The following is a 25,872-nucleotide window of genomic DNA, read 5'->3' on the forward strand; positions in this document are numbered from 1 at the left end:
TGTTAAAGGGGAAAGGAGAGACAGATGCCGCTTGTTAACGTTGCTATTGTCGCGGTGGACGGGTTTAGCCCGTTCCACTACTCCGTCCCCTGCATTCTGTTTGGCGATACGGTATCCGGGGAAAAGCGCTTTAACGTTACGATCTGCGCTGAAAAACCGGGATTCCTGACCTCGAAAGACGGTTTTGCCCTGCATGCGACGCAGGATTTTTCTGCAATCGCATCGGCTGAAATTGTGGTTGTACCCTACTGGCAGCACGTGCTGGAGCGCCCGCCTCAGACGCTGCTCGACAGCCTGGTTCAGGCCAGAGACAACGGGGCGGAAATTGTTGGGCTGTGTCTGGGATCGTTTGTACTGGGCTATGCGGGCATACTCAGCGGCAAACGGGCCGCCACCCACTGGGAGTTTGAACACCAGTTTCAGACGCTGTTTCCGGACGTTCGACTGGACATCAACGCCCTCTACGTGGATGACGGCAATGTGATCACCTCGGCGGGTACCGCCGCCGCGCTCGACTGCTGTTTGTACATCATCCGCCAGCGCTTTGGCAGCGTCGTCGCCAATCAGATTGCCCGCCGGATGATCGTCCCGCCGCACCGCGAGGGCGGGCAGGCGCAGTTTATTGCGCAACCTGTGCCGAAAGATACCCGCGACGGGCGGATTAACTGTCTCATTGACTACCTTCAGCAGCACATTTCCGAGCCGCATAACCTGGATTCGCTGGCGGACGTGGTGTCGATGAGCCGACGCACGCTGACCCGCCATTTTATCAAGGCGACGGGCATGAGCGTTGCCGACTGGCTTACCGCCGAGCGCCTGCGGCGCAGCCAGATCCTGCTGGAGTCCGGCAGTCTGCCAATCGAAAGCGTCGCTGAGCAGGTGGGGTTTTTATCAGCGGTGACGTATCGGCAGCAGTTTAAGGCGCGCTTTGGTGTCAGTCCGGCGGAGTGGCGTAAGACGTTTCGCGTTAAGCCGTATGCAGCGAAAAATAATGCTGGCGCGATGGAATAAAAAGACGTGGGCGGCTTCTTTGCCTTTAAAGCTGGCGGCAATGGATATGCATCAGACGGGTTACAAGCACTTCTCTTCCGGTTAAGATAATCCACGTTACTTTCCAGAAGAAAAGGTAGTGGCATGAACAATATTGAAACGCAGTTACTTGAATCAGGTTTCACCGTAAAAGAATTAGCGTATCTGAACCGAAACATTAGCCGTTATGGTTCATCCCTGCTCGAGGTAGTGCTTGAGTTAGGTAAGCGATTTATCATGGTTCTGTGTATTACTGCGACTGTGGCCCTGATTTTCCTGGCGCTTCTTTTTTTCGCTGAACATTATAATATTGTTTCCGGTGGCATTTCTCTTTTCATCGTATTGATTATTGCCTGGTTTTTTCAACCCCCGATCATTACCTACAAAGCCTGGCGCTTCAGAAAGAAATACATTAGTTCTGTCCAGACGCATTAGAAATTAAATCAAACGAGACTTTTGCAGAGACACCCCAGCCGACAATTTTCATAGTGAGCGCTGCGCGATTCATTCCGTCGACTTTGCGGTAGAAATCCAGCGGGAGATAACGAAACAGACGCCATGATTCGGGTTTCCGGATGGCGCAAAATACCGTATAGACGCTTGCTGCCAGGCTTACGCTATTGAATACCACAAGTGCTGATTCACGTTTAAATCACATAAACTGAGCGATATCCATGACGCCATCTGCCAGCATACCTTCGGAGTTTGGTTGATGTTGAAGCGTTCTGTTAATTTCTTTTGAAATGGCATTTGCACCATCCATAACCAGAATCGCTCCTGCAAGCGCACCCACTGGATTCATTGTCATCATTGCACCAACACCTGCAACAATCTGTAACCCTGAAAGCACAACCTTAATCGATGAGATAACGTAACCGACGACTTTGTTATTTTCTTTAACCAGTTCAATCTGAGCAAAAAGCTGAGCTGTACGGGAGCGAAGCATTCTGCTTTGCTCAAGAAGACTTTCGTTCTCAGCCCGGATGTTTTTCAGGCATTCCATGCACTCCTCATCACTTCTGGCTGCCCGGGTAGCACTAAATTGTTGCATCACAAACTGCCGAATATCATCCATAAATTTAATCCGTGCGAGTCCGTCGCTGAGATGTTGCCCTCCGACAATATTCGCAGTATTGATGAGCTTGCGGGCTTCAAGATTTATCATTGTTTCAGCCCATGCGCGGGCGTTCTGACCAGGGAAAATTACAATATCCATTTTAATTTTCTCATCTGATAACCAACGTTTACAGATTATCCTGACATCAGAAACTGGCAACAATAAATTGGATAATCTGTCGCGAGCGCAGAATTCGCCGAAGGTATATACCGACGGAAATCATCTTCGTCGTTGATGGCGACCTTGAAAGTGGTGACAGCATAAAAGAAGTGCATTACCCCAGCCGCTCCATCCGTGTCTCCCCCTCCGCCATCGACAGCTGATACAGCGAAAACGATCGGTGCTTCTCAATCAAATGCGCCAGCTCCGGCGAATGGCTGGTGAGCCAGATCTGCGAATAGCGGCTGGCCTCGGCAATGAGGCTTGCCAGGGCGGGCAGCATCTGCGGATGCAGGCTGTTTTCCGGTTCGTTGAGGGCGATAAATGCGGGAGGGCGCGGGCTTAACAGCGCCACCGCCAGGCATAAAAAACGCAGCGTGCCGTCGGAGAACTCTGCCGGTTCCAGCGGTCTGCTCAGCCCCTCGCGCTGCATCATCATGCGGAAGCGCCCGCCGGTGTTGTCGCTGTAAAACACGCAGCCGGGGAAGGCCTGGTCGAGAATGCGCATCAGCAGCAGCTCGTCGCCAATTTCGACAATGGTCTGAAACGCGGCGGCCAGGTTCGCGCCGTCGCTGGCCAGCACCGGGGAGCGGAAACCCACCTGCGGCGCGCGGATCGCCGAGCCGGATGAAACGGAAAACTCATGATAAAAGCGCCAGTTACGCAGGGACTCACGCATCTGCGACACTTCGGGGTAGAGGTGCGGTTCACCGAGCTGACCGAACACTGACTCGTTCTCATACAGCGTACCGCTGTGGGTCACTTTTTCGTGATGTACGTTGTTCAGGAATACGGCCTGGTTCTTACGCTTCATCAGCTGTGACGACGGACGACGGTGCTGGCCGCTCAGCCAGATAGATTCCTCTTTGATCACCGGATCGAGCTGAAACTGTGAGGGGTAGGGCAGCTTTTCCACAAACCCGACCTGAAGCTCATATTCATAGGTTTCCGTTTCCACCGCCAGGTTCATGCGCCGCAGCTGGTCGCTGCGGGTTTTGCCCGCCCAGAACACTTTCAAAATGCCCCCCTCGTTTGCCAGCGCCTGGGAGAATTGCCCCTGCGCCGCGCTGTGCATCAGGTAAATCGCCTTATAAATATTGGATTTTCCGGTGCCGTTGGGGCCGAACACGATATTGAGCTGTTCCAGCTCAAGCGACATATCGCGAATTGAGCGGTAGTTTTGAATATACAGATTTTTGATCATCGGGTTACTCCGCTGTGCACGCTTAACCTGTACAGAATTACAGTATTTTACGCTGAGCGCAAAAAAAAGACGACAGTGAGGGTGTCGTCTAAACGGGGTACAGCTTTGGGCCTCTGTGGGTCAATGGGGCCTTCGCTTCTTTCTTATCAGGTAACGGCAAGACGCAGACCCAAATCATCAGGATAGGGATCAAAGTAGTTTTGCGTCATCAGATACCGGTCAGGGTATTCAGCCAGATAATGCTTAAGCAGCGTCAGCGGCGCGAGGATCGGCAGCAGTCCGTCCCGGTAATGCAGGATCACATCACGCAGTTCTCCGCGCTGGCGGCTGTTCAGCTGGTTACGGAAATAGCCCTGAATGTGCATCAGCACGTTAGTGTGATTCTTCCGCGAAGCAGGTTTTTTCAAGATGGTCATCAGTTTGTCGCGATAGGCCACGAAATACGCGTCCAGATCGTCCCACTCGTGCAGTGATGCCACGAACGGGCCAATTTCACGGTAGCCTGCCTGATGGTGCGCCAGAAGCTGAAGCTTATAGCGGCTGTGAAAGTCCAGCAGAGCACGGCGCGTCAGGCCATTTTTACGCATTACGTTCAGTTCGTGGAGGGCAAAAACGCGCTCAACAAAGTTTTCCCGCAGTACCGGATCGTGCAGGCGACCGTCTTCTTCGACGGGCAGCCAGGGGAAAGTTTCAAGGAGGGCGGCGGTGAACAGCCCGACACCCTCCTTGCGGCCCCGGTTGCCGTTTTCGTCGTACAGCCGCACGCGCTCCATGCCGCAGCTGGGGGATTTTGCACAGACGATAAACCCCGACAGATCGCCGATTTTCGGCAGATAATCTGCCGTAAATGCGGCCATCTTCTGCGTGACGTCATCGTGGGGCGCTTTGCTGAACCGCATTTCTGTCTCGCCGCCGGTGGTCATCACCAGGCGCAGCGCCGGACGAGGCGTGGGCAGGCCGATAGCCATTTCAGGGCATACCGGGCGGAAAGCGACCCACTGCGCCAGCTCATCCATCACAAAGCCCATACGCTTATGCCCGCCGTCAAAGCGAACGGCGGAACCGGTCAAACATCCGCTAATACCCAGCACAGGTTTTGTTGTCATGGTGTGCACCTCCCGATCTCATATCTAAAAGTTACACAACAATGCGAGTTTGTCCAAGTATTGGCGGGATTATTTTTTAATCGTCTTTAAAATCAAGAGCAATCAGCTGCCCTTGTAGGTTGAGTAACCGTACTGGCTGAGCAGAAGCGGGATGTGCAGTTTTTCATTGGTGCGGGTGACGGTGAACAGCACCGGCACTTCCGGGAAGAAGGAGTCCAGCTTTTTGCCGTGGAAGTAATCGGCGGTTTTGAAGGTCACTTTATACACGCCAGGTGCCATATCCTGATCCTGCGGATAAAGCGATTTAATGCGCCCGTCGTGGTCGGTTTTACCGCTGGCAATCGGGGTCCACTTGTCCTGCTCCTGCTTCTCCAGCGTAACGGTCACATCCGCTGGCGGCATACCGGTTTGCTGGTCCAGAACGTGGACGCTCAGGGTGCCTGCCGGGGCGCTGAATGCGGCAGGCGCGAAAGCCATTGCAGCCAGCATCATCAGAGGGAGTGTCTTTTTCATCGTGTTTTCCTGTTGAGTTGTCGGTGACAGGAAAACGTTAGCACTCGCTGCGCGAAAAAATATTCAACTTTTCGTGAAGATTGCCACAGCAGAAAATAATCAGAGGATAATTACCTCAAGGGAAACCTGCTGCTGCCACTGCGCAACCTGCTTTTTCCGCGCGGCGGTGAGTTTGCCGCTGGTGACCAGCAGCCATTTGCGATCCGGGAAAATTTCCGGGGCCAGCGCGGCAGGGGGAACCGGCAGGATGTCGATGCGGTGGCCCTGGCCGGTGCGCGTTAACGCTTCGAGCCAGATTTCACACGGGTCGTTGAGGTACCAGCCGCTGATGAGAACGTTATCGCCCGGCGCTTTTTTATCGCCCTCAAGGCAAAACGAGGTATAGGCGATGAGGATGCCGTCGAGGATCTCACGCAGCGTCATGGCGGCGGCGACGTTGGCCGATATCTGGCTGCGCAACGGACGCAGCACGTTAGTGACCAGCTCTGGCCTTGGGTATTCGCGTCCGGCGTCGTAAATCATCTGACGCAGGGATTCAATTTTCCCCTCCTGCAACTTTTGCATCATGGCCTGTTGCAGGGTTTGCCAGTTATTGGCGCGGCGCGGCACAGGGCGTTCCAGCAGTGATTTAACCTGACCGATAGGTACGCCTTTTTTTACCCAGTCGAGGATTTTCAGCGCCTGCTGAACGTCCTCATCGCTGTACAGGCGGTGACCGCCGTCCGTACGCTCGGGTTTGAGCAAGCCATAGCGTCGCTGCCACGCCCGCAGCGTGGTGGCGGTGATGCCGCTGAGTCTGGCGAATTCGCCGATGGAGTAAGCCATGTCTGCATCCGAAGAGAAGGAGTTGTCTCAATATACTACGAATATTCTCCGACGGGATGAAGCGCCGCACGGGTGCGCTACACTTAACTTCCAACCGCGTAAATGAAAGGAGTTCTCATGAGGCTATGGCCTGTAGTTACCGGTGTCGCCATTGCGCTGACTCTGGTTGCCTGTAAATCTCCCACGCCGCCGAAAGGCGTGCAGCCCATTACCGGCTTTGATGCCAGCCGCTATCTCGGCAAATGGTATGAAGTCGCCCGACTGGAAAACCGCTTTGAGCGCGGTCTGGAACAGGTCACCGCGACGTACGGCAAGCGCAGCGATGGCGGTATCAGCGTACTGAACCGCGGCTATGATCCGGTGAAGAACAAATGGAATGAGAGCGAAGGAAAGGCGTACTTTACCGGCGAACCGACTACGGCTGCGCTGAAGGTATCGTTCTTCGGCCCGTTCTACGGCGGATATAACGTGATCAAGCTGGACGATAAGTACCAGTACGCGCTGGTCAGCGGCCCGAACCGTGACTACCTGTGGATTTTATCGCGCACCCCGACCATTCCGGATGCGGTAAAACAGGACTACCTGAACACCGCACGCGGTCTGGGCTTCCGGGTCGATCAGCTGGTGTGGGTGAAGCACTAACCTACTGATACGAAAAGGTGATGCTTGCCAGGGCATTGGCCGAGCCGGGGACCAGGTCTCCGGTTCGGATGTACTGCGCCTGGAACGGCAGCGACAGCGTTTGTGCTGCGCTGGTGGTCTGGATGAAAAACTGTCCCGTCGTGCCTGCGGCCGAGCTGTCTGGCCCCATCATCAGCGGCCCGGTACCGTTATAGAAAAACTGCACGCCAATGCCGGAGGCCGTGGAGTCCCCGGTCAGCGTCACGACCGACGAGGTATTTGACGGTGTGGTCTGATCGGTCATCACTGCATTAACCGCCACGTTCTCATCGCAGGTCAGGCTGACGTTAAACTCCCCCGACGGCGAGGTGCTGCCTACGCTGGGCAGCGTGTGAACATCAATGGTGCCCAGGTCGACGTTGGCGCTTTTTGTGCCTACCGTGCAGCCGCTTGCCGTCACCGTGATGGTGGTGGGGTTGATGATCACCTGCGCGGTTTTCACTTCGTTGTTATAGGCCGTCAGGATCGCCGCGTTAATGGTCGGGGTCTGGTATACGCCGGATTTCAGCGGAACGCCGGTCTTGATAAACGTCACTTTTGCCGACCAGCCCAGTGCGGTGGCGTAACCGTTAGTCCCATCGGCCGGATAGCTCTGCGTAATGCCCGTCTGCATCGGCACATAGGTGGTGCCGTTATAATCTTTGAGCCCAAGAATGAAGCCGATGCCGGGCACGCCCGTTTCAAATACCATGTAATTTGCGCCATCAAGAATAACCGTGATGCCGGTGGCGGTTATACTGCTGCTCGGCTCCAGCGTCCCTTTGGAGCAGGTAAATACCAGGCCGCACCAGAACACTTCCGAGACGCTCGCAGAGGCGCTCCATTCAGAGCCGATCGTCTTTCCAGGCACGATGGAGTCTGCCGGGCCGGACCACGACATGGGCGTTGGCGAAAGGGTGATATCCGATGTCCAGGAGAGGGCAAGCGCCTGAGAGGACATGAAAAACAGGGCTAAAAACAGTAAACGCATTATTGATACTCCGTCGTCCAGGTCGCCACTGCCGAAACGTCTCCGGCATTGACCGGCGCACCCGTGGCGGCCAGTCGCGCATAGAAGGTCATTTTTACGCTGTCATCCCCCGCCGCGCCGTAAGCAGCGGTTTGGGTGTCCAGCGGGATAAGTACGCTGTCTTTATCCAGTATCTGCACTGCCACGCCGGTCGCGCCGCCGTCAGCGACTTTCAGAAGCTGCGGGTTTTCGTCATCCGGCGTACCGCTGAAGCGGATTTTCACGCCAGCAAAGGTGGGGCCGCACGCTTCAAGGGTGAGCGTGAAGGGCGTTTTGATATTGCTGACCGCCCCCGCCTCGCTAAATTGCTTCACGCCGAGGGTGCCCAGCGGCACGTTTTGCTCCTTCGAATCTTCCGAGACAATGCAGGTATTGCCGATCACGTTGCCGGTCACGGAAACCAGCACGTCATAGCCGCGCGCGGGGACGGTGGTGACCATCAGCAGGATCAGGGGGAGGAAACGGACGGTTACTGACATATGGCCTCCTGGGAATAAAGCCCGGTGCGGGCGTGATAATTCTGCGGGTTCAACGCATAGCGGATCGTGCAGCGCTGGGCGCTGTCGCGTCCCCATACGGCATGCAAGGTTCCCTGCGCTGACAGGCCGGTCAGATACACGCTGCCGCCGTCGCCGACGATACCGCTGGCTTTGTCATCCTCTGACGAGACCAGCGTGCCGAAGGGGAGCACGTCTTTAGCGTGACGTACGATAAACATCGCTTTTGCTCCCTGACGCGTGGTGAGGGTGGCGCGAACCAGTGCCCCGTCGGTGGGAATTTTATTGGCGATGGCGTTCTCAAGTTCCACGTCATTGCCCACGGTGGTGACATCCAGCGCAACCTGATTAACGCGATACGGCGTGGCGTACGGGATCACCGCATAGCCCCGGCTGTCGGTTTTGATGCCCTTGTGGTTGAGCACGGCGACATGGCTGGCGCCCGGGGCTTTCACCAGAATATTGGTGTTCCCGAGCGGCTGGCTCAGCGTCAGACCATCCTCATGCAGCACCGCTCCGCCGCTCATCCCGTAGCTGAGGTTGCGGGAGTCACCGGCGTAGCTGTAGCCCAGGTTATAGTCTCCCCACGCGCCCTCGTATTGCAGCGCGGCATCGCCGCCGTAGTGCTGCTGCGCGCTGTAGCGCTGGTTGACGCTATAGAAAAGATTCTCCTGCCCCGGCAGATAACCACTGACACCGGTACTGGCGGTGGTGCCAGCGGGATCCGCATGGGTAGCGGTAAAACGGAGACGGGTCGACAGCGCCGGATTACCCAGCGGCACCGACAGGGACAACGCGAGGATATTGTCTTTCTTGTTGTCGTACAGGCCAGAGCTACGCTGGGCGCTGATGCCAAGCGACAGGTTACGAAACGTCGCGTTCCACGCGAACTGCAAACTTTGCGTGGTTTTTGACGTATTCCAGTAGGTTTGTTGATCCCAGGACAGCGACAGCGCGCCGTATTCGCCCATCGGCTGCGACAACAGCAGCTGATTTTTTGCCTTACGCGACATATGCAGGTTGTAAACCGTGTCGTAGTGAGTGGTGACGGTGCCATCGTCTTCCACGGTCTGTTCTGGCGCTCCGCCCGCCATGCCTTTGTAAGTGGTATCGCTGAGAGTATAAAACCCTGCCGTTGAGTAACGCAGCGAGAAGAAATTGACTCGCGTACCGATATCGTTCAGCAGCTTGCTGTACCGCAGGCGCACCGAATCACCGGTGTAGTGCTGGTTATCAGCCAGCTGGCTGCGGGCATGGGTGAGGTCGAGAGAGTAGGCGCCAAAGCGGCCGAGATTCTGCCCGATCCCGAAGGCCAGGCCGGTGTAGCGATCGGAAAACTGCGCCCCGCCATAAAACGTGAGGCCGTATCGCCAGCCCAGGAACAGCTCGCCCTGCGCGAAGGAGGGCGAGATCTGATTGCCCGCAGGGCGGTATTTCCCCGCACCCAGAGCATATTTGACCTGACCGTTACGCACCAGATTCGGCACGCTGGCAAAGGGCAGGGTGTATTGCGTCTGGCTACCGTCGCTCTCCTGAATGGTGACCGCGAGGTCGCCGCCGGAAGAGGTCGGATAGAGATCTTTCAGCACAAACGCCCCTGGCGGAACGGAGGTTTGATAGATGACGTTACCGTTCTGGCGAACCGTCACCGTGGCATTGCTGCGCGCGATGCCGCGCACTTCAGGCGCGTAACCGCTCAGGCTGGCGGGCAACATATTGTCATCGGTCTTCAGGGCAATCCCACGCAGGCCAACGGCGTCAAACACCTGCGAGGAGGTGAACGTTTCACCGGCATAAACCTGGGCACGCAGGGCGCGGATATCCCGCTGTAGCCAGGTCTGGACGTGGGTGAGCTCGTTACTCTCTTTGGTCCACGTGGTGAAATCACGCAGCCGCCATGCGCCCAGGTTGGCGCCGCTGTTCAGGCTCACAAACAGCTGTTGTTCCCGCGTGCGCGTCTCGCCCCGGTAGTCATTATTCGCGCCATTGACCACATAGTTCAGCCACGCGGCAGGGATGCCGGACTCCCAGCTCTCCGGGCTGACGTATCCGCGCGGCAGAGCGCGCATCGCGCTTTGCGGTACGGTGAAGTTGAGGGTAAGCGTCCTCTGGTCAAAATCAAACCGGGTATCGGCGAATGACTGGGTTAAAAAAATGCAGCGCTGCGCAGGCGGCAGCTCACCCCCTTTAGCCTGACGGCTGTCGATGCCAAGTGCGGCGAATTGTGCAGGCGTAAGGCACGGCAGGGCTTCACCGGCGGTGCTTTCAGCGACGCGAAACGTGACGTTACCTGTGAACGCGAACTGGGTATTGATATACACGTTAAGATTGTACTCGCCCGGCGGCAACGCGCTCCCGGCGTTGACCCAGGCGAGATCGGCGCTGTTGGCGCGCTCGCCGTTGAGAAACGCAAGATTAAATTGCAGCTCGCTTTCGGCAGCCACGGCTTGCCGAATCACCAGGGCGATCGCCGTGGCGCACAGGATTTTAATTTTCATGTGGTCACGCCTTACTGTTTTTATTATTGGGACAATGACGTGCGGGTGACGGGCGTCCAGGCCCCATAATCGTTAATCGTCTGGTAGCTCATGCTGCTCGCATGGCTGAAGGTGTCTGCCAGCGTCACGCTGGCTTTCGGCGGTACCATGACGGGCGATACCGGCCTGCCATCAATTTTCACGTTAATGGTGGTGAGGTAATACGGCGTTGGGTTGGTCAGCGTGACCTTGCCCGCGCGGTAGGCGCCGGCAAGGTTTTTCCATGCCTCCCCTGCACCTTCCCTGAGCCGCTCCGGGCGATAAAAGACCTTGATGCGGTTGGCAGAGGCGAATTGCAGCGAATTGCCGGAACCGTTTTTAACCTGCTGTGGGATAGCTTTGACCGTCATCCAGTACAGCGTCCCGCGATCGGCTGGCAGGGCGTTGCCGCTGAACATGATTTTCACCGCGCTTTCGCTGGCGGGCTTCATGACGTACAGCGGCGGCGTGATGACGAAGTCGTTGGTACGGCTCCCTTTCTCGTCTTCCATCCATGACTGGATCAGGAACGTGGCATCAGGGTGGGTATTTCTTACCTGCATCATCGTCTGCGTAGCCGCGCCGATGTAGACCAGCCGCGTTGCGCCTAACCCCACGCCGCCTGCATACACGGCGGATGAACATAACGTGCCAGCCAGACAAATCCATGTGTTTACGCGCATTGTGCGTCTCCTGAAAGCTGAGTCAGACCCGGCCAGCAGACCGGGCCTGAAGATTACGAATAGGTCACGGTGTAGGTGGCGACCGCGCTGGCATCACCCGCCGTGGCGTTGCCCAGTGGGGAGTAATATTTCGCGCTGAAGTTCAGGGTGTTCGCCCCCGCACGCAGGGGGATCGCTGCTGCCGGCTCACCCAGCCTGACGACGTTGCCCTGTTCGTCATAAAGACGGATAGCGACATGCTGCGCCGAGCCCGCGCCGCCGTTTACTCCCGCGGCCAGGCTATTCACATCGGTACTGTCCGGCGTACCGGTGAAGGTGATAGCCACGGTCGTTGCGGCGATGGGGTTATTTTCCGTGGACGCGGAGGTATCGGCGATTTCGCAATCCTCCAGGGTGATGGAGAAGGCTTTTGCGGTACTGGCTTCACTGCCTGCGGCAGCCAGCGTGGCGGTACGCACTTCCCCCATGTCGACGTCGATATTGGCGCTACCGGCGCTGATGGCACAGGCGGAGGTCACCACTTTACCGCTGAAGTTAACCGTGCCGCCGCTGGTGGCGGCGGCCAGTGCTGAGCCCGCTGGCAGCAGGGCGGCAATGCTTAATGCCAGCAGAGAATGGCAAGTAAGGCGTGCTTTCATTTCATAGTTCCTTGGTTTTTTTATTACGAGATTTGCTCTGAAAGCGGCAGGTCTAACTGGTTAAAAAGACCAGCAAATCTGTCTTATTCCTGAGCCCGAGTTTCCTTATCGCTGAGCTTTTTAAGGCGCTCACGCGGCGATAAGAAAGTTTCTCCAGTTCTGCGATGTAACGTATATCCAGTCCGTTCCTGAGTTCCTTTAATACCCTCCTTTCTCCAGGCGTCAGCGATAACGCCGCTGGCTGCTTTTGGGGCCGATAATGGCTATCGACCATTTTTGCTAGCTTTATCCGCCACTGATAAACCGTGTTCTGTAGCGAGATATAGGCATCAATATCTTCCCGGACCCATAACAGGGAATGGGCAGAGGTTGAGTACAGGCAGATCATCACTTCAGGCTGCGTGGCTTTGATTTTTTTTAAATATTTCAGTGAGTCATACCCTGTATGGTATTTCTCTGCGCCAGATATAAATAAGATATCGATACGAATCGACGACAGCGCCTTATCCAGTTCCTGATAACCTCCTTCGATGATAATGATGTGAAGGTCGTCGCGGATGCTGCTTAATAACGTTTTAATGCCGTTTCTTGCATAATGATCGCCGCCCATCAATGCAACAGTAATATGCTGTGTTATTTGGCTATTGTTCGTCATGTTATTCCTCGATTTATAATAGTAATCAGGCGAATTATTTATAAGGTTATCGCCAGTATTCTCGAAGCAATGACGTATTGCATAGTGTAGGCCTACTATACGTCGGCCAATAAAGAGGTAATCTGAATTAATCTAAAATTGTATTAATTACTAAGATCGAGACCGGTTACGACGCTTCCCTCTGATTGGTCTTATTCCGCTTCGCTTTCTGTAAATTATGATAGCCGCTATTTTTAATGAAAATTTAGCTTTGATAAAGGTTTTGTAAGGAGTTTGTCGTCTGGTGTCAGTGCGGGTGTGAAGTTGCTGACGGGGAATAACAATTTACGAATGTTATCATCGATAAAAACTGATAGAAAGGTGGCTGAAAAGCATACAAAAACCATATAAGTTATTGATATTGGTCAGGTTGAGAAAACTTAAGGCTTAAGGGTGCTGAATATTTCAGACACGCATGTCCGTGGCGTACAATGTTTTTTTATGTAGATATTTGTCAATGTCAAGAGGCGAGGAGTGCGCCAAAAGGTGAGGCTCTGATAAATGAGATGCTGCCGGTAGTCAGATACTTCTGTGGAGCGGAAATTCACTTCACAAAACATCATAATGAGGATGATCGCGGATGAAGTGGCTCTGCAAGCCGCACCCTACAAGGGTTGAGTTCTTATGCAGGTTCAGTGAAGCTTAAGGGATGAAATATAAATTAAGATTTTTCGCCAATGGCGAAGATATACAGCATGCCGTTAATCAGTCACATTAATCCCGACGTGAATGTCATCCCATACATGCGGTGACCCAGGTTCAACATCTGTTAACCGGAGAATTCATACTGCCCCTATGCATAAGCATTACATTATAAATAATATCGTCGAATTTCATCCTGCGGCCAGCACGTTACGTGATATCAACAATCCTGACCGTGTGGTTGTGTTAAATTCGCCAGCAGGCCGATGCCTGTTGTTATTAATCGACAGAGCGGGGTCGATTGTCACTCAGCAAGAGTTCCTTGATATTGTCTGGCAAAGCCGCGGCATGCTTGTCTCCTCCAATACCTATTACCAGAACATCTCCATCCTGCGCAAAGGGCTCAAAAAGATTGGTTTTGAAACTGACCCTATCGTTACCATTCCGCGGATTGGGTTGACGCTGGCAAGCGACACGCAAATAACCGTCAGAGAGTCTTCACCTGTCGCGCCTCAACCCGCAGAGGAACAATGTGTGGAGGCGCCAGCGATCGAGGGGGTCTCTGCATCCTCCGCGCCAGCAACGCCCGTTGCCAGGAAGCCCACGCGCTGGCTGGCTGTTGTCATGGGGCTATTGATCGTCCTGGCCGGGGCAGGCGTGACGGGATATATGAACGCCACAGAAAACCGTTTTGTTGAGGATTACCGTTTTGCGGCATCCGTCGGAGCCTGTCGCGTTTATCTTGCGAACGACATTCAGACTCACGCTGAACGCGCTTCCGCGCTGACCTATGTGGAACAATTCAAGGCTGAATGCGCGCAATATCCCTGGGTTTACATCAGCTGGTACGCTCTGCTTCCTCGTGCATCGGTTATTCGCTGCGACCGGCCAATGAAAGAACCGAACCGCTGTATATCTGATTATTTCCTGAAGGATAGCTAGCATGACTCGTTTTCGGCAGATGCTGTATATCATCGTGACGGGCCTCGTCACCGCAGGCGTGCTGACGGGCTATTACCTGTGGCACCGAACTTACGTTCAGCCTTTTTCATGCCAGGCTAATCTGGTCCAGCACCATCCGGATGAGACGCTGACGGTCTGGCTGAATTACACCTTCGACGGGAAATTCGGCACCCTGAGCATGAATGGCCGGGCAAAGAGCGATCCGGGTAAAACCATCGACAGGAAAATTTCCTTTCGGGTGGAGAGGCAAGATCATCTCTATTTGCTGACGTCAGAAAAAAATATGACGTTCCCGGACGATAATGTTGACGACAGCTGGCTGGAAAAATATGAACCGCAATTTTTTGTCTATCCGGGCAAGAGTATTTATATGCGGATCAATGAACAACATAATGGTAACTATATCTTTACCTTAGGAACATTACCGACATATGTGTGTCGTGGTTCAAAAAAAGAATGATATAAACGAGAAAAACATTATATTTTCCTCCCTTCTCATTTATGCTTGATTTAAAATATCAGGATTATCTTAGAAATATAAAGTGCGACAGATCATGTTGCGATAATGTCATTAATTTTAAATTTGGCAAGTAAATGAAAAGTGTATTTGACTCCTCCGATAGGGGGAAATCAGTACCGGAAAAGTGTCTGCATATTGGGTTGATATTATGGCCCCGTTATTCACTCCTGGCCGTCTCCGGATTGCTGGAGGCGCTGCGTTATGCAGCGAAAGCTCAGGATAAATTAGCATTTAAAATCAGCCTGATAAGTGAATTTCCTGATATCCCGATTATCAGCAATGCGGGGATTATCATGAGACCGGATTCCACCCATGCGCCGCCGGACAGTTTTAACTACCTTGCTGTTATCGGCGGTGAATTGCAGTATCTGGACTTAGGGTATCAGGGGGATAAAGCGTATCTGGCACATGCCCACCATGCCGGGGTTCCGCTCATTGGCATTGGCACCGGCAGTTTTGTCCTCGCACAGGAAGGATTGCTGAATGAACGACGAGCGTCCATCCATCCTTTCCACCTTGATGCATTTCGGCAGGCTTTCCCGCTGGTTTATGCTGAGCAAGGGTATGATTTCATCGACGATGGCGATGTGCTGACCTGCCCGGGCGGTATTTCCACCCTGACGCTGGCAACTGAGCTTATCCGCGCCCATGCCGGGGATGATATCGCCAGCACCACCTGCCAGCGTTTGTCGCTCGTTCCGCATGAAATTGCCACCCCACGTCCGGCGAATCTTGCGCTTATCCCTGACTCGCGGTTGCGCCGCGCCGTCATGCTGATTGAACAGTTCCTGACCCGGCCGCTCACCACCGCCGGGCTTGCGCGAGAAGTGGCATTGAGTGAACGCCAGCTCAACCGTCTGTTCCACGCAGAATTCGGCAAAACGGCCCGCGAATTTATCCGCAGCGCCAGGCTGCGCTATGCTTGCTGGCTGCTGAAGAACTCGCAGCAAAGCGTGACGGATATTGCGCAGCGGATGGGATTCAGCGACTGCGCGCACTTTATTCGTCATTTCCAGACGGAGTATGGTTGTACGCCTGGCGTGTGGCGCACGTCGCAGAGCTGAATATCATTACATTGCTGCCCTGAAACTTTACTCAACCGGAATATCACCATGAAAATAGAAGCCGCACACCCCTCGCAATTTGAACGCCTCGTCGCAGTCTGGGAGTCGTCAGTTCGCGCCACGCACCGCTTTTTGCAGGAAAGCGATATCGCGGCGCTGCGTCCGTTATTGCTCAACGCATATTTGCCTAATCTCAGGGTTGTGATTGCCCGGGATGACGTGGGTATTATTCACGGCTTTTTGGGCGTGGATAAAAATCGCATTGAAATGCTGTTTGTGGATGATGCGAGCCGGGGGAGGGGTATTGGGAAAATGCTGCTGCAATATGCCATCGCAGAATTCGGCGTAAATGAAGTGGATGTGAACGAGCAGAATCCGCAGGGGGTGGCGTTTTATCGTCATATGGGGTTTGAGCAGGTCGGGCGCTCGGCACTGGACGGGCAGGGGAATCCGTTTCCGCTGTTGCATATGCGGTTGAGTGGACAGGCTTAACGCCCTCTTCTGTAAAAGAGGGAGCCTGCAAGCTAGTTACTGGTTATTTGCCCGATAATTACGCCGCGCAATTTTTCGCCATCAAAGTAATAAGAGACGGTATTGTTCTGAACAAATCCATCCTGTACAGGTGTCTCCTGATAAAGCAGGATCTTTTTTCTGTTGCCGATTGCTTTTTTGCCGAACAATTCAACTAAATCCCCGTGAGTGGCATTTAACAATGGAACGCCAGAGACTGAGACACTGACTCGTTCCGTTGTATTCACACACTCTTTATGGATGCCATCCCTGGATATGGCTAGCGCAGTTAACAGCCCTGCACCCATTTCGTTATCTGAAATGAACCAATAATTGGTGCCATCGTCGTCATGAAGGCAGATCCAGTGCGCGGAGCTGTCTTTCTCCACGTATGTACTGAAAATCTGAGACAGATGAGTAACTTCCATCTGAACCGTTTTCTTGCCGATCGTGATGGTCGGGGAAAGGGGCACTATGGTTGAAATTTCCGTCAGCGAGCCGTCTTCATCGTAATACTGTGTTGCGAAGCCGGTCATTTCAGATGCTGAGACGTGCGAACTGACTGCAACGAGTAATGGCAATGAACAAATTAAACGCTTCATTTGACAATCAACACCGTATCGTTGCTTTTCCAGATGCTTCTTCTCGCACTCAAAGGAGCAATAATGCAGCCCTCTGAAGAGTCATCAGGGTGCAAACTGCTTTTGCCATGAATTTTAAATGAGTCTCTGCCACACATATCATTTGTCGAGTAGGGCGTGAGGCTGAGGGTATATTTTCCTGTGTGGGCAGAATTATGAGGGGAACCAATTGTGTATTTCCCTCGAGGTAGAGGCCCACTGTTTTTTACACATTCTTGAGATGGATCGTTTTTGTAACCACTTGCTCCTGCATAATCTGCATCGAACTGATAAACACCATCAAGATAAAATTTGTGCTCTTCTACATTATATTCCCAGGACATACTTTCTCCTTAAGCGCGTTCCTTCCAGGTATCAGAATGAATGATGTTTCCATCTATGTAATGCCATGTTATTTTTTCATATGTTAGATCTACATATTCACAATGTGTATAGCGTTCGTTTTGCGGTAGTTTAATGTCAAACATGAGTGGTTCAATTTGAACTACTCTTGCATTTTCTAAAGTTGTCTTAAAGTAAGCCTCTTCGAGCCCGTTATAGTTGATCCTGTAAAATATAAATTCTGCTCTTGTTAGTGTTTGTCCAGTGCTCAAGGCCTTGTATAGATATGAGGATGAGGAATCAATCTCTTTCATGAATGCATAGGTGCTACAAATACGTTTTGAAGTGATTTTTCCGGAGTGCTTATCAATAGGTTGTTCGATTGAGTGCATAAATTCAATAACTTCTATTGAGCCTTCGCGCTCTTTTACATCGACAGAGCCTTTAATTCTCCGGCCTGCATCGTCCTCAAGCCATAAGTAAACAGGTATAGCCATCTCAATCTCCTTTTATAGACTGAGGGAAACTACGCTTCATTAAGATCTTAAATTGTGACTTACCATTCAAAATGGGAATGCTGAAGAACTTTGCCTGCTTAAAAAGAAAGTTATCGTTGCGAGATATATGTGGTATGAATTGATATCAAAAAAGTATAAAGTTGATTTATGGTTGTTCTTCCATTTTAAGAACAATAATGACATAAAAAATGTATCAAGTATCAAAATGGTGAATATCATTAAATAACGAACATGTACTGGAATTGTCGCTTAGCCTGCTTTTCCCATTTTAATAAGCCGACGATAGCCGATGGTGTGAATAACGGGCAGGCTAAAATATTGAACGTTGTATACTTTACCATCGCTGGCAGTTGTTCGGTAAAACCGAACAACTGAATTTTCGACCAGTTCACCCTCATCAAAAATATTCTTCATATGTCCACTGTTCGTTGCTTTGGCTTTGCCGTATAACTCACAGATCGTAGCCTGTGAGAGCCGCAACGTATCGCTTTCGAAGCGGCATTCAATGCGAACTTTTCCATCCTTGCTGGCAAACATGACAAACTCACCGGCTGGCGAATTTATTAATTCCTCATATGTCATGCTGCCTCCGCGTCATAAGGTTGATGCCTGTAAGCTCGTAGTATGACAGAAACAGCCGTTAAGCCAGATGGTTTGTATTTGATTTTGCGAGGCGCTTTCCAGCATGTGGAATTTGGATCGCTGCAAGCGCGTCCTCTATCTCAATAAGCTTTGCTTTCGTCCGTTTATAATCGTCCTGCAAACGCTGCTCCTGCTCGTTATACGCCACCAGAACGATGCATCCTTTCATGACCTTTACCGTGACCTGCTGCCCGGTATCAAACCCCGCCGCGCGCAGCCACTTGCCGGAAAGGATGATTTTCGGCGTAGATTTGTCGAAAACATTCGGGCGGTATCCCACAATTAACGAACGCTCGGTTCCGGATTGGTCGGTGTCTGGGGTAGAATGCGAATCAGCCATAATCAACTCCTTGATAGTTGGTGTGGTTAGCTCTCGTCCGGTGTTGCGAGCACTTGACGAGGGCGTTTCAATTTGAGGTTTTCGTATGATAAGGTACGTACCTCAGTGAAGATATCTTGCTCTTGTAGGTACGTACATGTCAACAGCTAAACGCGACCCTAATCAGTCAAAATCCGGAAAAGCACCAACTTTTCAGATTCGTATTACGCCGGAGTTGAAGGCGCAGTTTGAGGCTGCGGCGAAGGCTGAAGGGATGAGTTTGGGGAATTGGTTAAAAAATTTAGGTCGAAATGAATTAAATAGATTAAAAAAGTAGTTATAACGGGTCTAATACAATCTCAAATCTTGAATTTGATTTTTTAGCCTGTATAAAACTGATATGTTCATAGTCGGTTCGTGAACTTATTAACCTGAACATTTTAGTTTTAAAATGTTCTGAGGTATTGCAACCAAAAATTATTGTTTTGATAGCATCGGATGGTAGTTCATAGAGATCAAATTCTTTTTCACATACATTAATTGTTTTACCAGAATTGGCCTGTGGTAACAACATTCGCCATTCATGTTCATATTCCCAGTCTTTGCTTTTTATTAGGAAATGATTTATTTGATCGCCTGAGAATGGATCCAAGAATGGATATTCTTTCTGATATATGACTTTTCGTAAATAACCAAATTCACCTTTTTGGCCGCGACGTTGTGAGAAAAATGGATGATTGATATCAAACTCAATGATAAACCCACTGTGGGCCTGTGCGTAGTGTCCCCACATCAAAATATTCGTAGGGGTTTCTGTTAATGATAGAATTCTCGTTATTCCTATCAACTTTGAGTTAAAACTTTGCATTGTAGTATCTGCTGCTCTTATTATATTTTCTTTTTCTTTTTTATACATCGAGAGCATTGCTTTTTTTGCATCTTTAAGTATATTGCTGACAATTTCTTTAGGCAGTTTTTCAATCTGATTTAATAATTCAGCTGGAAATTCTTTAAGAAGGTCTACAGTGCTTAACGAATCGTATAAATTGGATTCAAAGCTACTAAAGTTAAAAGAAGTATTGAATTCAAATGGGTCGTTAAAATTTAAAGGGTTATTAAAACATATTAAGTTATTTTCAAGTATATCGATTCTTTCTGAGGGAAGATATTTATACATGTTATTAACTCTGAAAGTAGATTTAGCTGTATTTTTGGCGGAGATCACAGGAGTCGCATTTGATAATCAATCACCTTGAATTTATTGATTATTTTTCTATGCAATTTTTAAGCGTGCCCCCAATTATGCCCCCACATGTTTTTCCTTGTCAGTTAACTGGTTAAATTATAAACGTTCCACGTTGAGTTTAAGTTGTGCTCGGTGGACATCCATATAAGTTAACCAAGGTTCCTGATCTTGCACAGAGTAGCCTTTTTGGTCAATACGAACTAGTTCATAGCGTTCAACCAGAAAATTTACGGCATCGGCCAAGGTAATACCTGCCTCAATGTGTTTCTGAATAACAGTTTCATCACTAAACGGCGTGTCGTTTAGCGTGAGGCCATAGTGCTGGTCTAGCAGGCTTGCCAGTAACATTTGCCAGACAGCCAGGGGCGACAGACATGGCTTCGCCGCCTGCGGAGTTGTTGCAGGTTGAATATTCATGTTTGATCTCAGGAAATTAGTTAGCGTTGAGTTGAGTAAACCGCGATGTACACGTAGCCGCAACTGCCAAGGGTGTCGGCTTCGCAGGTAAAACCGTTATGGTAGAGAGTGACACAGCGATGGTGACAGGGGATCAGTTCACCAGTGGTCAGCATCGATTCCATCTGGCTGATAAAGTGTGGAAATGCGTCATTCAATTTGAAGCATTCCGTATCGCTAAAATTGCCCATCAAACTAGCCCTGTCAGCCAGAAAATGCAGCCGGTTGCCTTCCTGAACTAATCTGGCACCAAACCGTGGAACAATATCGCTTTTTAGCCCCCATTCATGGGCTGGTATTAATGACATGAAAATCTCCCTTTAAAGAAAACCAAGCTCAGCAAATGACACTACCTCGTTTCCCACCACAAGATGATCCAGCACACGTACTTCCACTAGTGCCAGCGCTTTCATAATCCTCTGAGTAATATGTTTGTCCTGCTGACTGATTTCTGTCGTACCTGACGGATGGTTATGCGCCAGAATTACCGCAGCGGCGTTATGTTTCAGGGCTGACTTCACCACCTCGCGAGGATGTACTTCGGTATGGCTAAGCGTGCCAGTAAACAGCGTTTCTCGCTCCAGTAGGCAATGCTGATTGTCGAGATACATCACGATAAAAACTTCCCGCTCCATGTGAGCCATTTGTAGCTGAAGCCAGGTCTTAGTGAAGCTGGTGGAGGTAAAAGACTCATTCGGCTGGCGCTGATACTTTTCCAATAGTCGTAACGCCCGACGGATAACGCGTTGCTCATTTGGCAGGAATACCGGGGATAAATTGAGTGCGGACATAATTGCTCCCTAAATCAAAAAGCCCCGCCGGTTTAGTGGCAGGGCGTAAAGATAGGTTGGTAAAAAGCCTCATGAGGCAAGTTGCAGCATATTCTCGGCCATTACCCAAAGGGCACGGTTAAGTTTCACATCTCCGTCGATGCCTTTAACGGCGCGTGTATGGGAGCGTTGACCCCTGGTCGTTCGACCGGACAGCCCACCTTTAATCAGGTTTTCCTGAATGCGCTGGTAAGTAGTCCACAAGTCATTACTTTCATCCTGCCAGCGGCGTGGAGAGAGTATTTGCGTTTCAGTCACCGGCTGATGCTCTTCACCAAAGCGATAGGTTAATGCCGCTTTCGCCATTGCCTGCTGTGCAGGTGGCGGTAATATCAGTGACTGCATGGCATCGCGTTTCTCTTCTACCTGGTCAAATATTCCCAGTACTTCGTAGGCCCCTTCGATGACTTTCTCTACTACGTTGCCTTTATGCGGCACGCGCACTTCGCCAAAACTCTCACCGCAAATCAGCCCATTTTGGCAAACTGCTCTGAATAACCCCGGTAGCATCTGATATGAGCTTGAGCCATCGTGGCTATTCAGCAGAATAATTTCGGGAACCTGTTTGCCTGTAATCTGGCCTTCACGACGTAGGCGCAGCATGTGCTTCGTATGCTCTCGTTTGCTCTGGTCGCGGACTCTGGTCTGGCACGCGAAGAATGGCTGGAAACCTTCGCGTTGCAGGTTATCGAGAAGGGTAATTGTCGGGATGTAGGTATAACGATCGCTACGGGATTCATGTTTTTCTTCGCTGAAGACACTGGGCACATAATGAGCCAGTTCGTCGCGAGTTAACGGGCGGTCACGACGAACAAGGTTGACTGTACCAAAGCGGCTGGCTAAACGGGTCATAGTTGATTCCTTTTCAAACGGACATAAAAACCACTCCAGTAGAGTGGCATTGGATGGAAGATAAGATGTTCAGGGAGAGGCTGGTGGCTGGCTCTGCTGTGGCGAGAGTTCTCTGTCAGGTAATGCCGATGGTATTTGCTTTTCGGCCTGGCGATGTTGTAATCGCCGCAGAATAAAGGGTTTACTGTACTTGAAGTATCGAAGACACCATTCGTACTGAACGACTCGCCTTATGTTCAGAGGTAAGCGTTCATACGCTTTGCTGCACACCGATAAAACAAAGGCATCATCATTGATTCTGTCCTCTGCTATTGCAGCCAACCCATTGATAAAGGAACGCTTCAGCTTTTGTCGAAAGTTAGCTTCCTGGTGAGCTTCGGATGGTGATAGTACGTCTGGTACAGGTGCTGGCACGCAAACCGTGTTTCCTGATTGGGACTTTTCAGGCAAGCGTGGCGAGTTTTTTTATGAGTCTTATCAGGCTATAGGTCATCAGGCTGGCTCCCATTGCCTGGCATACAGCCGACTTACTTCTCAGCAGAGTGAGCCCTGCGACGCTGAAAACAACGGGCCAGGTCAGCCCAAATGATTCTGCATCTGACTTTGTATCGTCCGGGGATTTTTTAGTTTTCATAGGTTGATCCAAAAGGTGTCCGGTACCGCAGGAAGCTTATACCGGACTGGAAAAGTAATTAGGGGAGATCGACTGAGGCTATTTCCTCAGAAGCGTTTGTGGGGCCACTGTAAACGCCGACATATTCATTTTGAGGGAAGATAATTACTGCATTTTTCTTCGGATCAAAAGAGCAACCACTTAATCCTGCAATTGCGGCGGTTTTCCCGGAGCTTGTGTTTTTGACAATCAGTTTGTTGTCTGTACAGTTGCTGGCTTTAATAAAACTCACCACATAACCGTCCTGCTCTGCGACGGTTTCAGCGGTCGTTGATTTTGGCTCAGAGTTACGTACTTTCTGCCCGCTTGCCCGATCGCTGCTGTAAGGAATATATTGCGCAGCATCATTCCGCATGGTCGGTGGATCATTGTTCAGACCAAGATATACAGGACAACCGGAGGCACCCACCTCGCAGCTCTTTTCGACGATAGCACGTGACGGCCAGCCTTTTGTGCCGATGTAGGCAGCACCGGTTTCATCCAGGCAGTAGGTTTCCTCCCATGAATAATTTTTATTCTGACCCGGCATAGTGTGTGTCGTTACGAGACAAGTCAGAGCCTTAACAGGTTTACTGTCGTAGCGGATAAAGTTCTGTTCAAGCGGTGATGCTGCGTACAATAAAGGAGAGATATTCGCTGCAGCCGCCTTGCTCTGTGCCTCCGCGCTGAAACCAGCTTTATTGTTGAGTTTTACGCTGACTGCCGCATCGTTCATTTCGCGAAGCATTTCACCTCCGCCATCTGTCAGAAAGAACGTGTACCGTTCTGGATGAATATTACCGGGAATGGTGATGGCAAAGCTGAAGGCCGGGAGCGAAAGCGTACAGATCAAAATCAGGCGTGAAAGGAATGTCGCCATATACAGATATCCTTGCTGATGATTAACAATGTGGGAGCATGAGCTACCGGATGGGGTGATTAATGGCTGATGCAGTCTTCCCAGTTAAGGTCCTCCAGAGCGTCCTTGAGTCCTGCGGTACTGAACGGGTGAGATAAGGGTTTATTGATTCGGGTGATTTCAATCTGCCCATGGCTGTCTGTGTTTTTGAGTGCGATGAAAGCCGCCTTGCCTGGCTGGTAATGTACAGCGTTGATATTAATCCCCATGCCTTCCTGACCTTCATCTGGTACACCCAAGGGTTTCTTATCAGACCCGCTGTAGTTCAATATCAGATGACTGTCCCGGCAGGTGAGCGTCATGCGTTCTCCGGCGCTATTGTCGGTATTCAGTTCAAACTCCATCGCATTAACAGTGCCAAACCAGTTGCCCCATTGTTGCTCCTGGCCCATGGCGTGCACCGCTGCGCTGAACAGTGCCGTACTGAAAAAGAATGCGGAGCTTATCTTCAACATAAAGAATCCTTGCTGTTGTTTTGCAAACGAAAAATGGCCCTTTGCTGAACAAAATGCCACCTGATCGTATGCATTTGAGAGGGAATGGGATAATCGTTAATACAGATCAGTTTCAACAAATTGATAGGTGAATGCTATCTTTTAATTGAGTATCGATCGGTATTGATGATCAATGAGATATTCGTCCAGACAAAGATATGCCGGTGTTCTCAGTGGGGTGATATAGGTTTGAAATAATCTGGAGTGAGTGATGTTGACAATTATTGGCCACTTTCATCGTGGCCTTTGTTATTTATAAATAGAAAACTCTAAAAAGGAATGCCATACCAGTTATTTACTGAGTCATCTTTGACTTCTTTGTTTTCTCCGGCATCAATTTCAGGAGTAGGTGTAATTTCATTTAGCTTTTCATTGGATGTTTGTAAGAGTAATTTATCATGAAGATTTTCAGCTTCTGAAGGTATTTTTGCTATGATTTTCTCTGCATCAGTTACATTACTGAATTCCCGCCCTACTGGTTCTGACGTTGATTTTTCGCGAACCGTGACTTTCTTCTTTGTCTTCCTGTAAACCGATGATTCCCACGATTTCTTAAATCTGGATAAAAATTTATTGTCGTAACAATACATGCAAATATAAATACAACGTAGTGCAAGATACTTCTCAGTTGTCGTTGATGGCCTGAAAAGGCTAACGAAATGAGGGTTGTGGAGGTATCCCTGTAAAGCTGCTTTGTACTCCTCATTAAAAATATGCTCGGAAGGTATATTGTCCTGATGGGGTTGAGTTTCTTTTGCTATCTTAGCTTGCGCTCTCTTTATTGAACCAATGATAACGTTAACCTTGTCCTTAGAAATATAGTCCCACGCCCATTGTATTTTTAATTTCTCAGATTTATTTAGGGGGAGGTTATTTACTAAAGGAGAGTGTCTGTCCCACTCGTATCTTATCTTCGACATTATCAATAGTTTTGATGAAAGATCCATCGATGACCTGTCAAAAAAATCTTTTATGCACTCAAGGCGTTCACTATGGCTTACAGGATACTGAATTTTAATCAGCCGGTGATAATACGTCCGGGTATAAACAGTGCACGGTTCATTTATATTAAAACTACCAAGTGCTTTATTTTTATTACTGAGAACCCTTATATACACCCAGGTAAAGTAACATGCATCATTGCAGCGTTTAAACCAGTTGAATTCTTTTAATGGCAATAGTGCATTTTTGGCTTTTTTAAAATTAGATGCATATGCACGAAGTATATCTGGGTCTTTATAAAACAGACGAAACGCGTCATTTATTGCCTCTGCTGCTAATCTATAATCTTCTCCATAAATCAGATCTGCGCTGTATTTCTTGCTGCTATCTTTCAAACGATAATTGTAAATAGCGACATCATCCCCGTTTAGCCACAGAAATAACCTGATATCACGCGAGCTTTTAATGTCGATCCACAACTCATCACTCACAAGGAATTACCTCTTTTTATTATGTGAACTGCAATGCATGTATAGTAATTCATAGGGTAATTCATAGCAATAATCATAGTGTAAATCGTAGGGTGAAAGTCTAATGCAACCCCTGTAATTAGGCACTTTTTTAGTGAAAAACTGCCTCTGAGAACACCATTAATTGACAGTGTGAAAGT

31 protein-coding genes and 2 pseudogenes are annotated in these 25,872 nt (G+C 50.3%); 8 read left to right on the forward strand and 25 right to left on the reverse strand.

Annotated features, from left to right (window positions below):
• The first annotated feature begins 24 nt into the window (after nt 1-24).
• A complete protein-coding gene (locus tag O1724_RS00685; RefSeq protein ID WP_022650122.1) occupies nt 25-1,011 on the forward strand; it encodes a GlxA family transcriptional regulator in 987 nt (328 codons plus the stop codon).
• Nucleotides 1,012-1,134: 123 nt separating this feature from the next.
• A complete protein-coding gene (locus O1724_RS00690; RefSeq protein WP_023315117.1) occupies nt 1,135-1,464 on the forward strand; it encodes a hypothetical protein in 330 nt (109 codons plus the stop codon).
• Here O1724_RS00690 and O1724_RS00695 read toward each other — a convergent pair.
• The 5 genes and pseudogenes from O1724_RS00695 to O1724_RS00715 form a co-directional block, all read right to left on the reverse strand.
• Nucleotides 1,442-2,245, reverse strand: a pseudogene (locus tag O1724_RS00695) (DUF4225 domain-containing protein). The gene O1724_RS00690 and the pseudogene O1724_RS00695 overlap by 23 nt on opposite strands.
• Before the next feature lie 175 nt (nt 2,246-2,420).
• Nucleotides 2,421-3,509, reverse strand: coding sequence for an AAA family ATPase (locus O1724_RS00700; protein WP_129318941.1), 1,089 nt, complete (start codon nt 3,507-3,509; stop codon nt 2,421-2,423).
• Nucleotides 3,510-3,655: 146 nt separating this feature from the next.
• The gene (locus O1724_RS00705) at nt 3,656-4,615 is read right to left on the reverse strand and encodes a YbgA family protein (RefSeq protein ID WP_126296878.1); all 960 of its coding nucleotides are present in this window, start codon (nt 4,613-4,615) and stop codon (nt 3,656-3,658) included.
• A 102-nt stretch (nt 4,616-4,717) separates the two neighbouring features.
• The gene (gene uraH, locus O1724_RS00710) at nt 4,718-5,128 is read right to left on the reverse strand and encodes a hydroxyisourate hydrolase (protein WP_022650126.1); all 411 of its coding nucleotides are present in this window, start codon (nt 5,126-5,128) and stop codon (nt 4,718-4,720) included.
• A 99-nt stretch (nt 5,129-5,227) separates the two neighbouring features.
• The gene (locus O1724_RS00715; RefSeq protein WP_023323942.1) at nt 5,228-5,953 is read right to left on the reverse strand and encodes a MerR family transcriptional regulator; all 726 of its coding nucleotides are present in this window, start codon (nt 5,951-5,953) and stop codon (nt 5,228-5,230) included.
• Between the two features lie 117 nt (nt 5,954-6,070).
• On the opposite strand from O1724_RS00715, the gene O1724_RS00720 reads away from it, so the two are divergent.
• Complete coding sequence (locus O1724_RS00720; protein ID WP_003860954.1) at nt 6,071-6,595, forward strand: lipocalin family protein; 525 nt, start codon at nt 6,071-6,073, stop codon at nt 6,593-6,595.
• Nucleotide 6,596: 1 nt separating this feature from the next.
• On the opposite strand, the gene O1724_RS00725 is transcribed toward O1724_RS00720, so the two are convergent.
• Genes O1724_RS00725 through O1724_RS00750 form a run of 6 tightly spaced genes read right to left on the reverse strand, consistent with a single transcriptional unit; the run spans nt 6,597 to nt 12,632 of the window.
• Nucleotides 6,597-7,604 (reverse strand): fimbrial protein, encoded by a 1,008-nt coding sequence (locus O1724_RS00725; RefSeq protein WP_023315120.1) that lies wholly within the window; start codon nt 7,602-7,604, stop codon nt 6,597-6,599.
• The gene (locus O1724_RS00730; RefSeq protein ID WP_126296879.1) at nt 7,604-8,122 is read right to left on the reverse strand and encodes a fimbrial protein; all 519 of its coding nucleotides are present in this window, start codon (nt 8,120-8,122) and stop codon (nt 7,604-7,606) included. The genes O1724_RS00725 and O1724_RS00730 overlap by 1 nt, the downstream gene beginning before the upstream one ends.
• Nucleotides 8,113-10,638 (reverse strand): fimbria/pilus outer membrane usher protein, encoded by a 2,526-nt coding sequence (locus O1724_RS00735; protein WP_126296880.1) that lies wholly within the window; start codon nt 10,636-10,638, stop codon nt 8,113-8,115. Before O1724_RS00735 ends, O1724_RS00730 begins: the two co-directional genes overlap by 10 nt.
• Nucleotides 10,639-10,661: 23 nt before the next feature.
• Nucleotides 10,662-11,339 carry a fimbria/pilus periplasmic chaperone gene (locus O1724_RS00740; protein ID WP_126296881.1) on the reverse strand — a complete coding sequence of 226 codons (678 nt, stop codon included), beginning with the start codon at nt 11,337-11,339 and terminating at the stop codon, nt 10,662-10,664.
• 53 nt (nt 11,340-11,392) lie between these two features.
• Nucleotides 11,393-11,977 (reverse strand): fimbrial protein, encoded by a 585-nt coding sequence (locus O1724_RS00745; RefSeq protein WP_003860947.1) that lies wholly within the window; start codon nt 11,975-11,977, stop codon nt 11,393-11,395.
• Between the two features lie 52 nt (nt 11,978-12,029).
• Nucleotides 12,030-12,632 carry a helix-turn-helix domain-containing protein gene (locus tag O1724_RS00750; RefSeq protein ID WP_032608176.1) on the reverse strand — a complete coding sequence of 201 codons (603 nt, stop codon included), beginning with the start codon at nt 12,630-12,632 and terminating at the stop codon, nt 12,030-12,032.
• 834 nt (nt 12,633-13,466) lie between these two features.
• Here O1724_RS00750 and O1724_RS00755 point away from each other — a divergent pair.
• From O1724_RS00755 to O1724_RS00770, 4 genes are all read left to right on the forward strand, one after another.
• A complete protein-coding gene (locus tag O1724_RS00755; protein ID WP_126296896.1) occupies nt 13,467-14,255 on the forward strand; it encodes a winged helix-turn-helix domain-containing protein in 789 nt (262 codons plus the stop codon).
• 1 nt (nt 14,256) lies between these two features.
• Entirely contained in the window at nt 14,257-14,736 is a 480-nt protein-coding gene (locus tag O1724_RS00760; RefSeq protein WP_017693981.1) for a hypothetical protein, read from the forward strand.
• A gap of 353 nt (nt 14,737-15,089) precedes the next feature.
• Nucleotides 15,090-15,860, forward strand: coding sequence for a GlxA family transcriptional regulator (locus O1724_RS00765; protein WP_263740538.1), 771 nt, complete (start codon nt 15,090-15,092; stop codon nt 15,858-15,860).
• 48 nt (nt 15,861-15,908) lie between these two features.
• Nucleotides 15,909-16,352, forward strand: coding sequence for a GNAT family N-acetyltransferase (locus O1724_RS00770; RefSeq protein ID WP_045346041.1), 444 nt, complete (start codon nt 15,909-15,911; stop codon nt 16,350-16,352).
• Between the two features lie 32 nt (nt 16,353-16,384).
• Here O1724_RS00770 and O1724_RS00775 read toward each other — a convergent pair whose 3' ends face one another.
• From O1724_RS00775 to O1724_RS00795, 5 genes and pseudogenes are all read right to left on the reverse strand, one after another.
• Nucleotides 16,385-16,972: a hypothetical protein gene (locus O1724_RS00775; protein ID WP_023295690.1), complete on the reverse strand. Its 588-nt coding sequence runs from the start codon at nt 16,970-16,972 to the stop codon at nt 16,385-16,387.
• Nucleotides 16,969-17,334, reverse strand: a complete 366-nt coding sequence (locus tag O1724_RS00780) for a tlde1 domain-containing protein (protein ID WP_126296882.1) — start codon at nt 17,332-17,334, stop codon at nt 16,969-16,971. Before O1724_RS00780 ends, O1724_RS00775 begins: the two co-directional genes overlap by 4 nt.
• Nucleotides 17,335-17,343: 9 nt before the next feature.
• Nucleotides 17,344-17,829 carry a type VI secretion system tube protein TssD gene (gene tssD, locus O1724_RS00785; protein ID WP_072139753.1) on the reverse strand — a complete coding sequence of 162 codons (486 nt, stop codon included), beginning with the start codon at nt 17,827-17,829 and terminating at the stop codon, nt 17,344-17,346.
• 300 nt (nt 17,830-18,129) lie between these two features.
• A pseudogene (locus O1724_RS00790) lies at nt 18,130-18,432 on the reverse strand (virulence RhuM family protein); the annotation flags it as partial.
• Nucleotides 18,433-18,490: 58 nt separating this feature from the next.
• A complete protein-coding gene (locus O1724_RS00795; protein WP_023302861.1) occupies nt 18,491-18,832 on the reverse strand; it encodes a SymE family type I addiction module toxin in 342 nt (113 codons plus the stop codon).
• A 136-nt stretch (nt 18,833-18,968) separates the two neighbouring features.
• Here O1724_RS00795 and O1724_RS00800 point away from each other — a divergent pair, with 136 nt between their 5' ends.
• Nucleotides 18,969-19,148 carry a toxin-antitoxin system HicB family antitoxin gene (locus O1724_RS00800; protein ID WP_071785192.1) on the forward strand — a complete coding sequence of 60 codons (180 nt, stop codon included), beginning with the start codon at nt 18,969-18,971 and terminating at the stop codon, nt 19,146-19,148.
• On the opposite strand, the gene O1724_RS00805 is transcribed toward O1724_RS00800, so the two are convergent.
• From O1724_RS00805 to O1724_RS00845, 9 genes are all read right to left on the reverse strand, one after another.
• Entirely contained in the window at nt 19,149-20,036 is an 888-nt protein-coding gene (locus O1724_RS00805) for a DUF2971 domain-containing protein (protein WP_479983912.1), read from the reverse strand.
• A gap of 117 nt (nt 20,037-20,153) precedes the next feature.
• Nucleotides 20,154-20,474: a TA system toxin CbtA family protein gene (locus O1724_RS00810; RefSeq protein WP_060579732.1), complete on the reverse strand. Its 321-nt coding sequence runs from the start codon at nt 20,472-20,474 to the stop codon at nt 20,154-20,156.
• A 20-nt stretch (nt 20,475-20,494) separates the two neighbouring features.
• Entirely contained in the window at nt 20,495-20,821 is a 327-nt protein-coding gene (locus O1724_RS00815) for a type IV toxin-antitoxin system YeeU family antitoxin (RefSeq protein ID WP_060579733.1), read from the reverse strand.
• A 12-nt stretch (nt 20,822-20,833) separates the two neighbouring features.
• Nucleotides 20,834-21,304, reverse strand: a complete 471-nt coding sequence (radC, locus tag O1724_RS00820; protein WP_060579734.1) for a RadC family protein — start codon at nt 21,302-21,304, stop codon at nt 20,834-20,836.
• A 69-nt stretch (nt 21,305-21,373) separates the two neighbouring features.
• Entirely contained in the window at nt 21,374-22,195 is an 822-nt protein-coding gene (locus O1724_RS00825) for a DUF932 domain-containing protein (RefSeq protein ID WP_060579735.1), read from the reverse strand.
• A 442-nt stretch (nt 22,196-22,637) separates the two neighbouring features.
• Nucleotides 22,638-22,829, reverse strand: coding sequence for a hypothetical protein (locus O1724_RS00830; RefSeq protein WP_072199593.1), 192 nt, complete (start codon nt 22,827-22,829; stop codon nt 22,638-22,640).
• 58 nt (nt 22,830-22,887) lie between these two features.
• Nucleotides 22,888-23,727 (reverse strand): hypothetical protein, encoded by an 840-nt coding sequence (locus tag O1724_RS00835; RefSeq protein WP_060579736.1) that lies wholly within the window; start codon nt 23,725-23,727, stop codon nt 22,888-22,890.
• Between the two features lie 59 nt (nt 23,728-23,786).
• Complete coding sequence (locus tag O1724_RS00840) at nt 23,787-24,221, reverse strand: hypothetical protein (RefSeq protein ID WP_060579737.1); 435 nt, start codon at nt 24,219-24,221, stop codon at nt 23,787-23,789.
• Between the two features lie 308 nt (nt 24,222-24,529).
• Nucleotides 24,530-25,693, reverse strand: coding sequence for a hypothetical protein (locus tag O1724_RS00845; protein ID WP_165737863.1), 1,164 nt, complete (start codon nt 25,691-25,693; stop codon nt 24,530-24,532).
• Nucleotides 25,694-25,872: the final 179 nt, after the last annotated feature.

This window comes from Enterobacter cloacae complex sp. HYC074_NIDB, assembly GCF_056673345.1.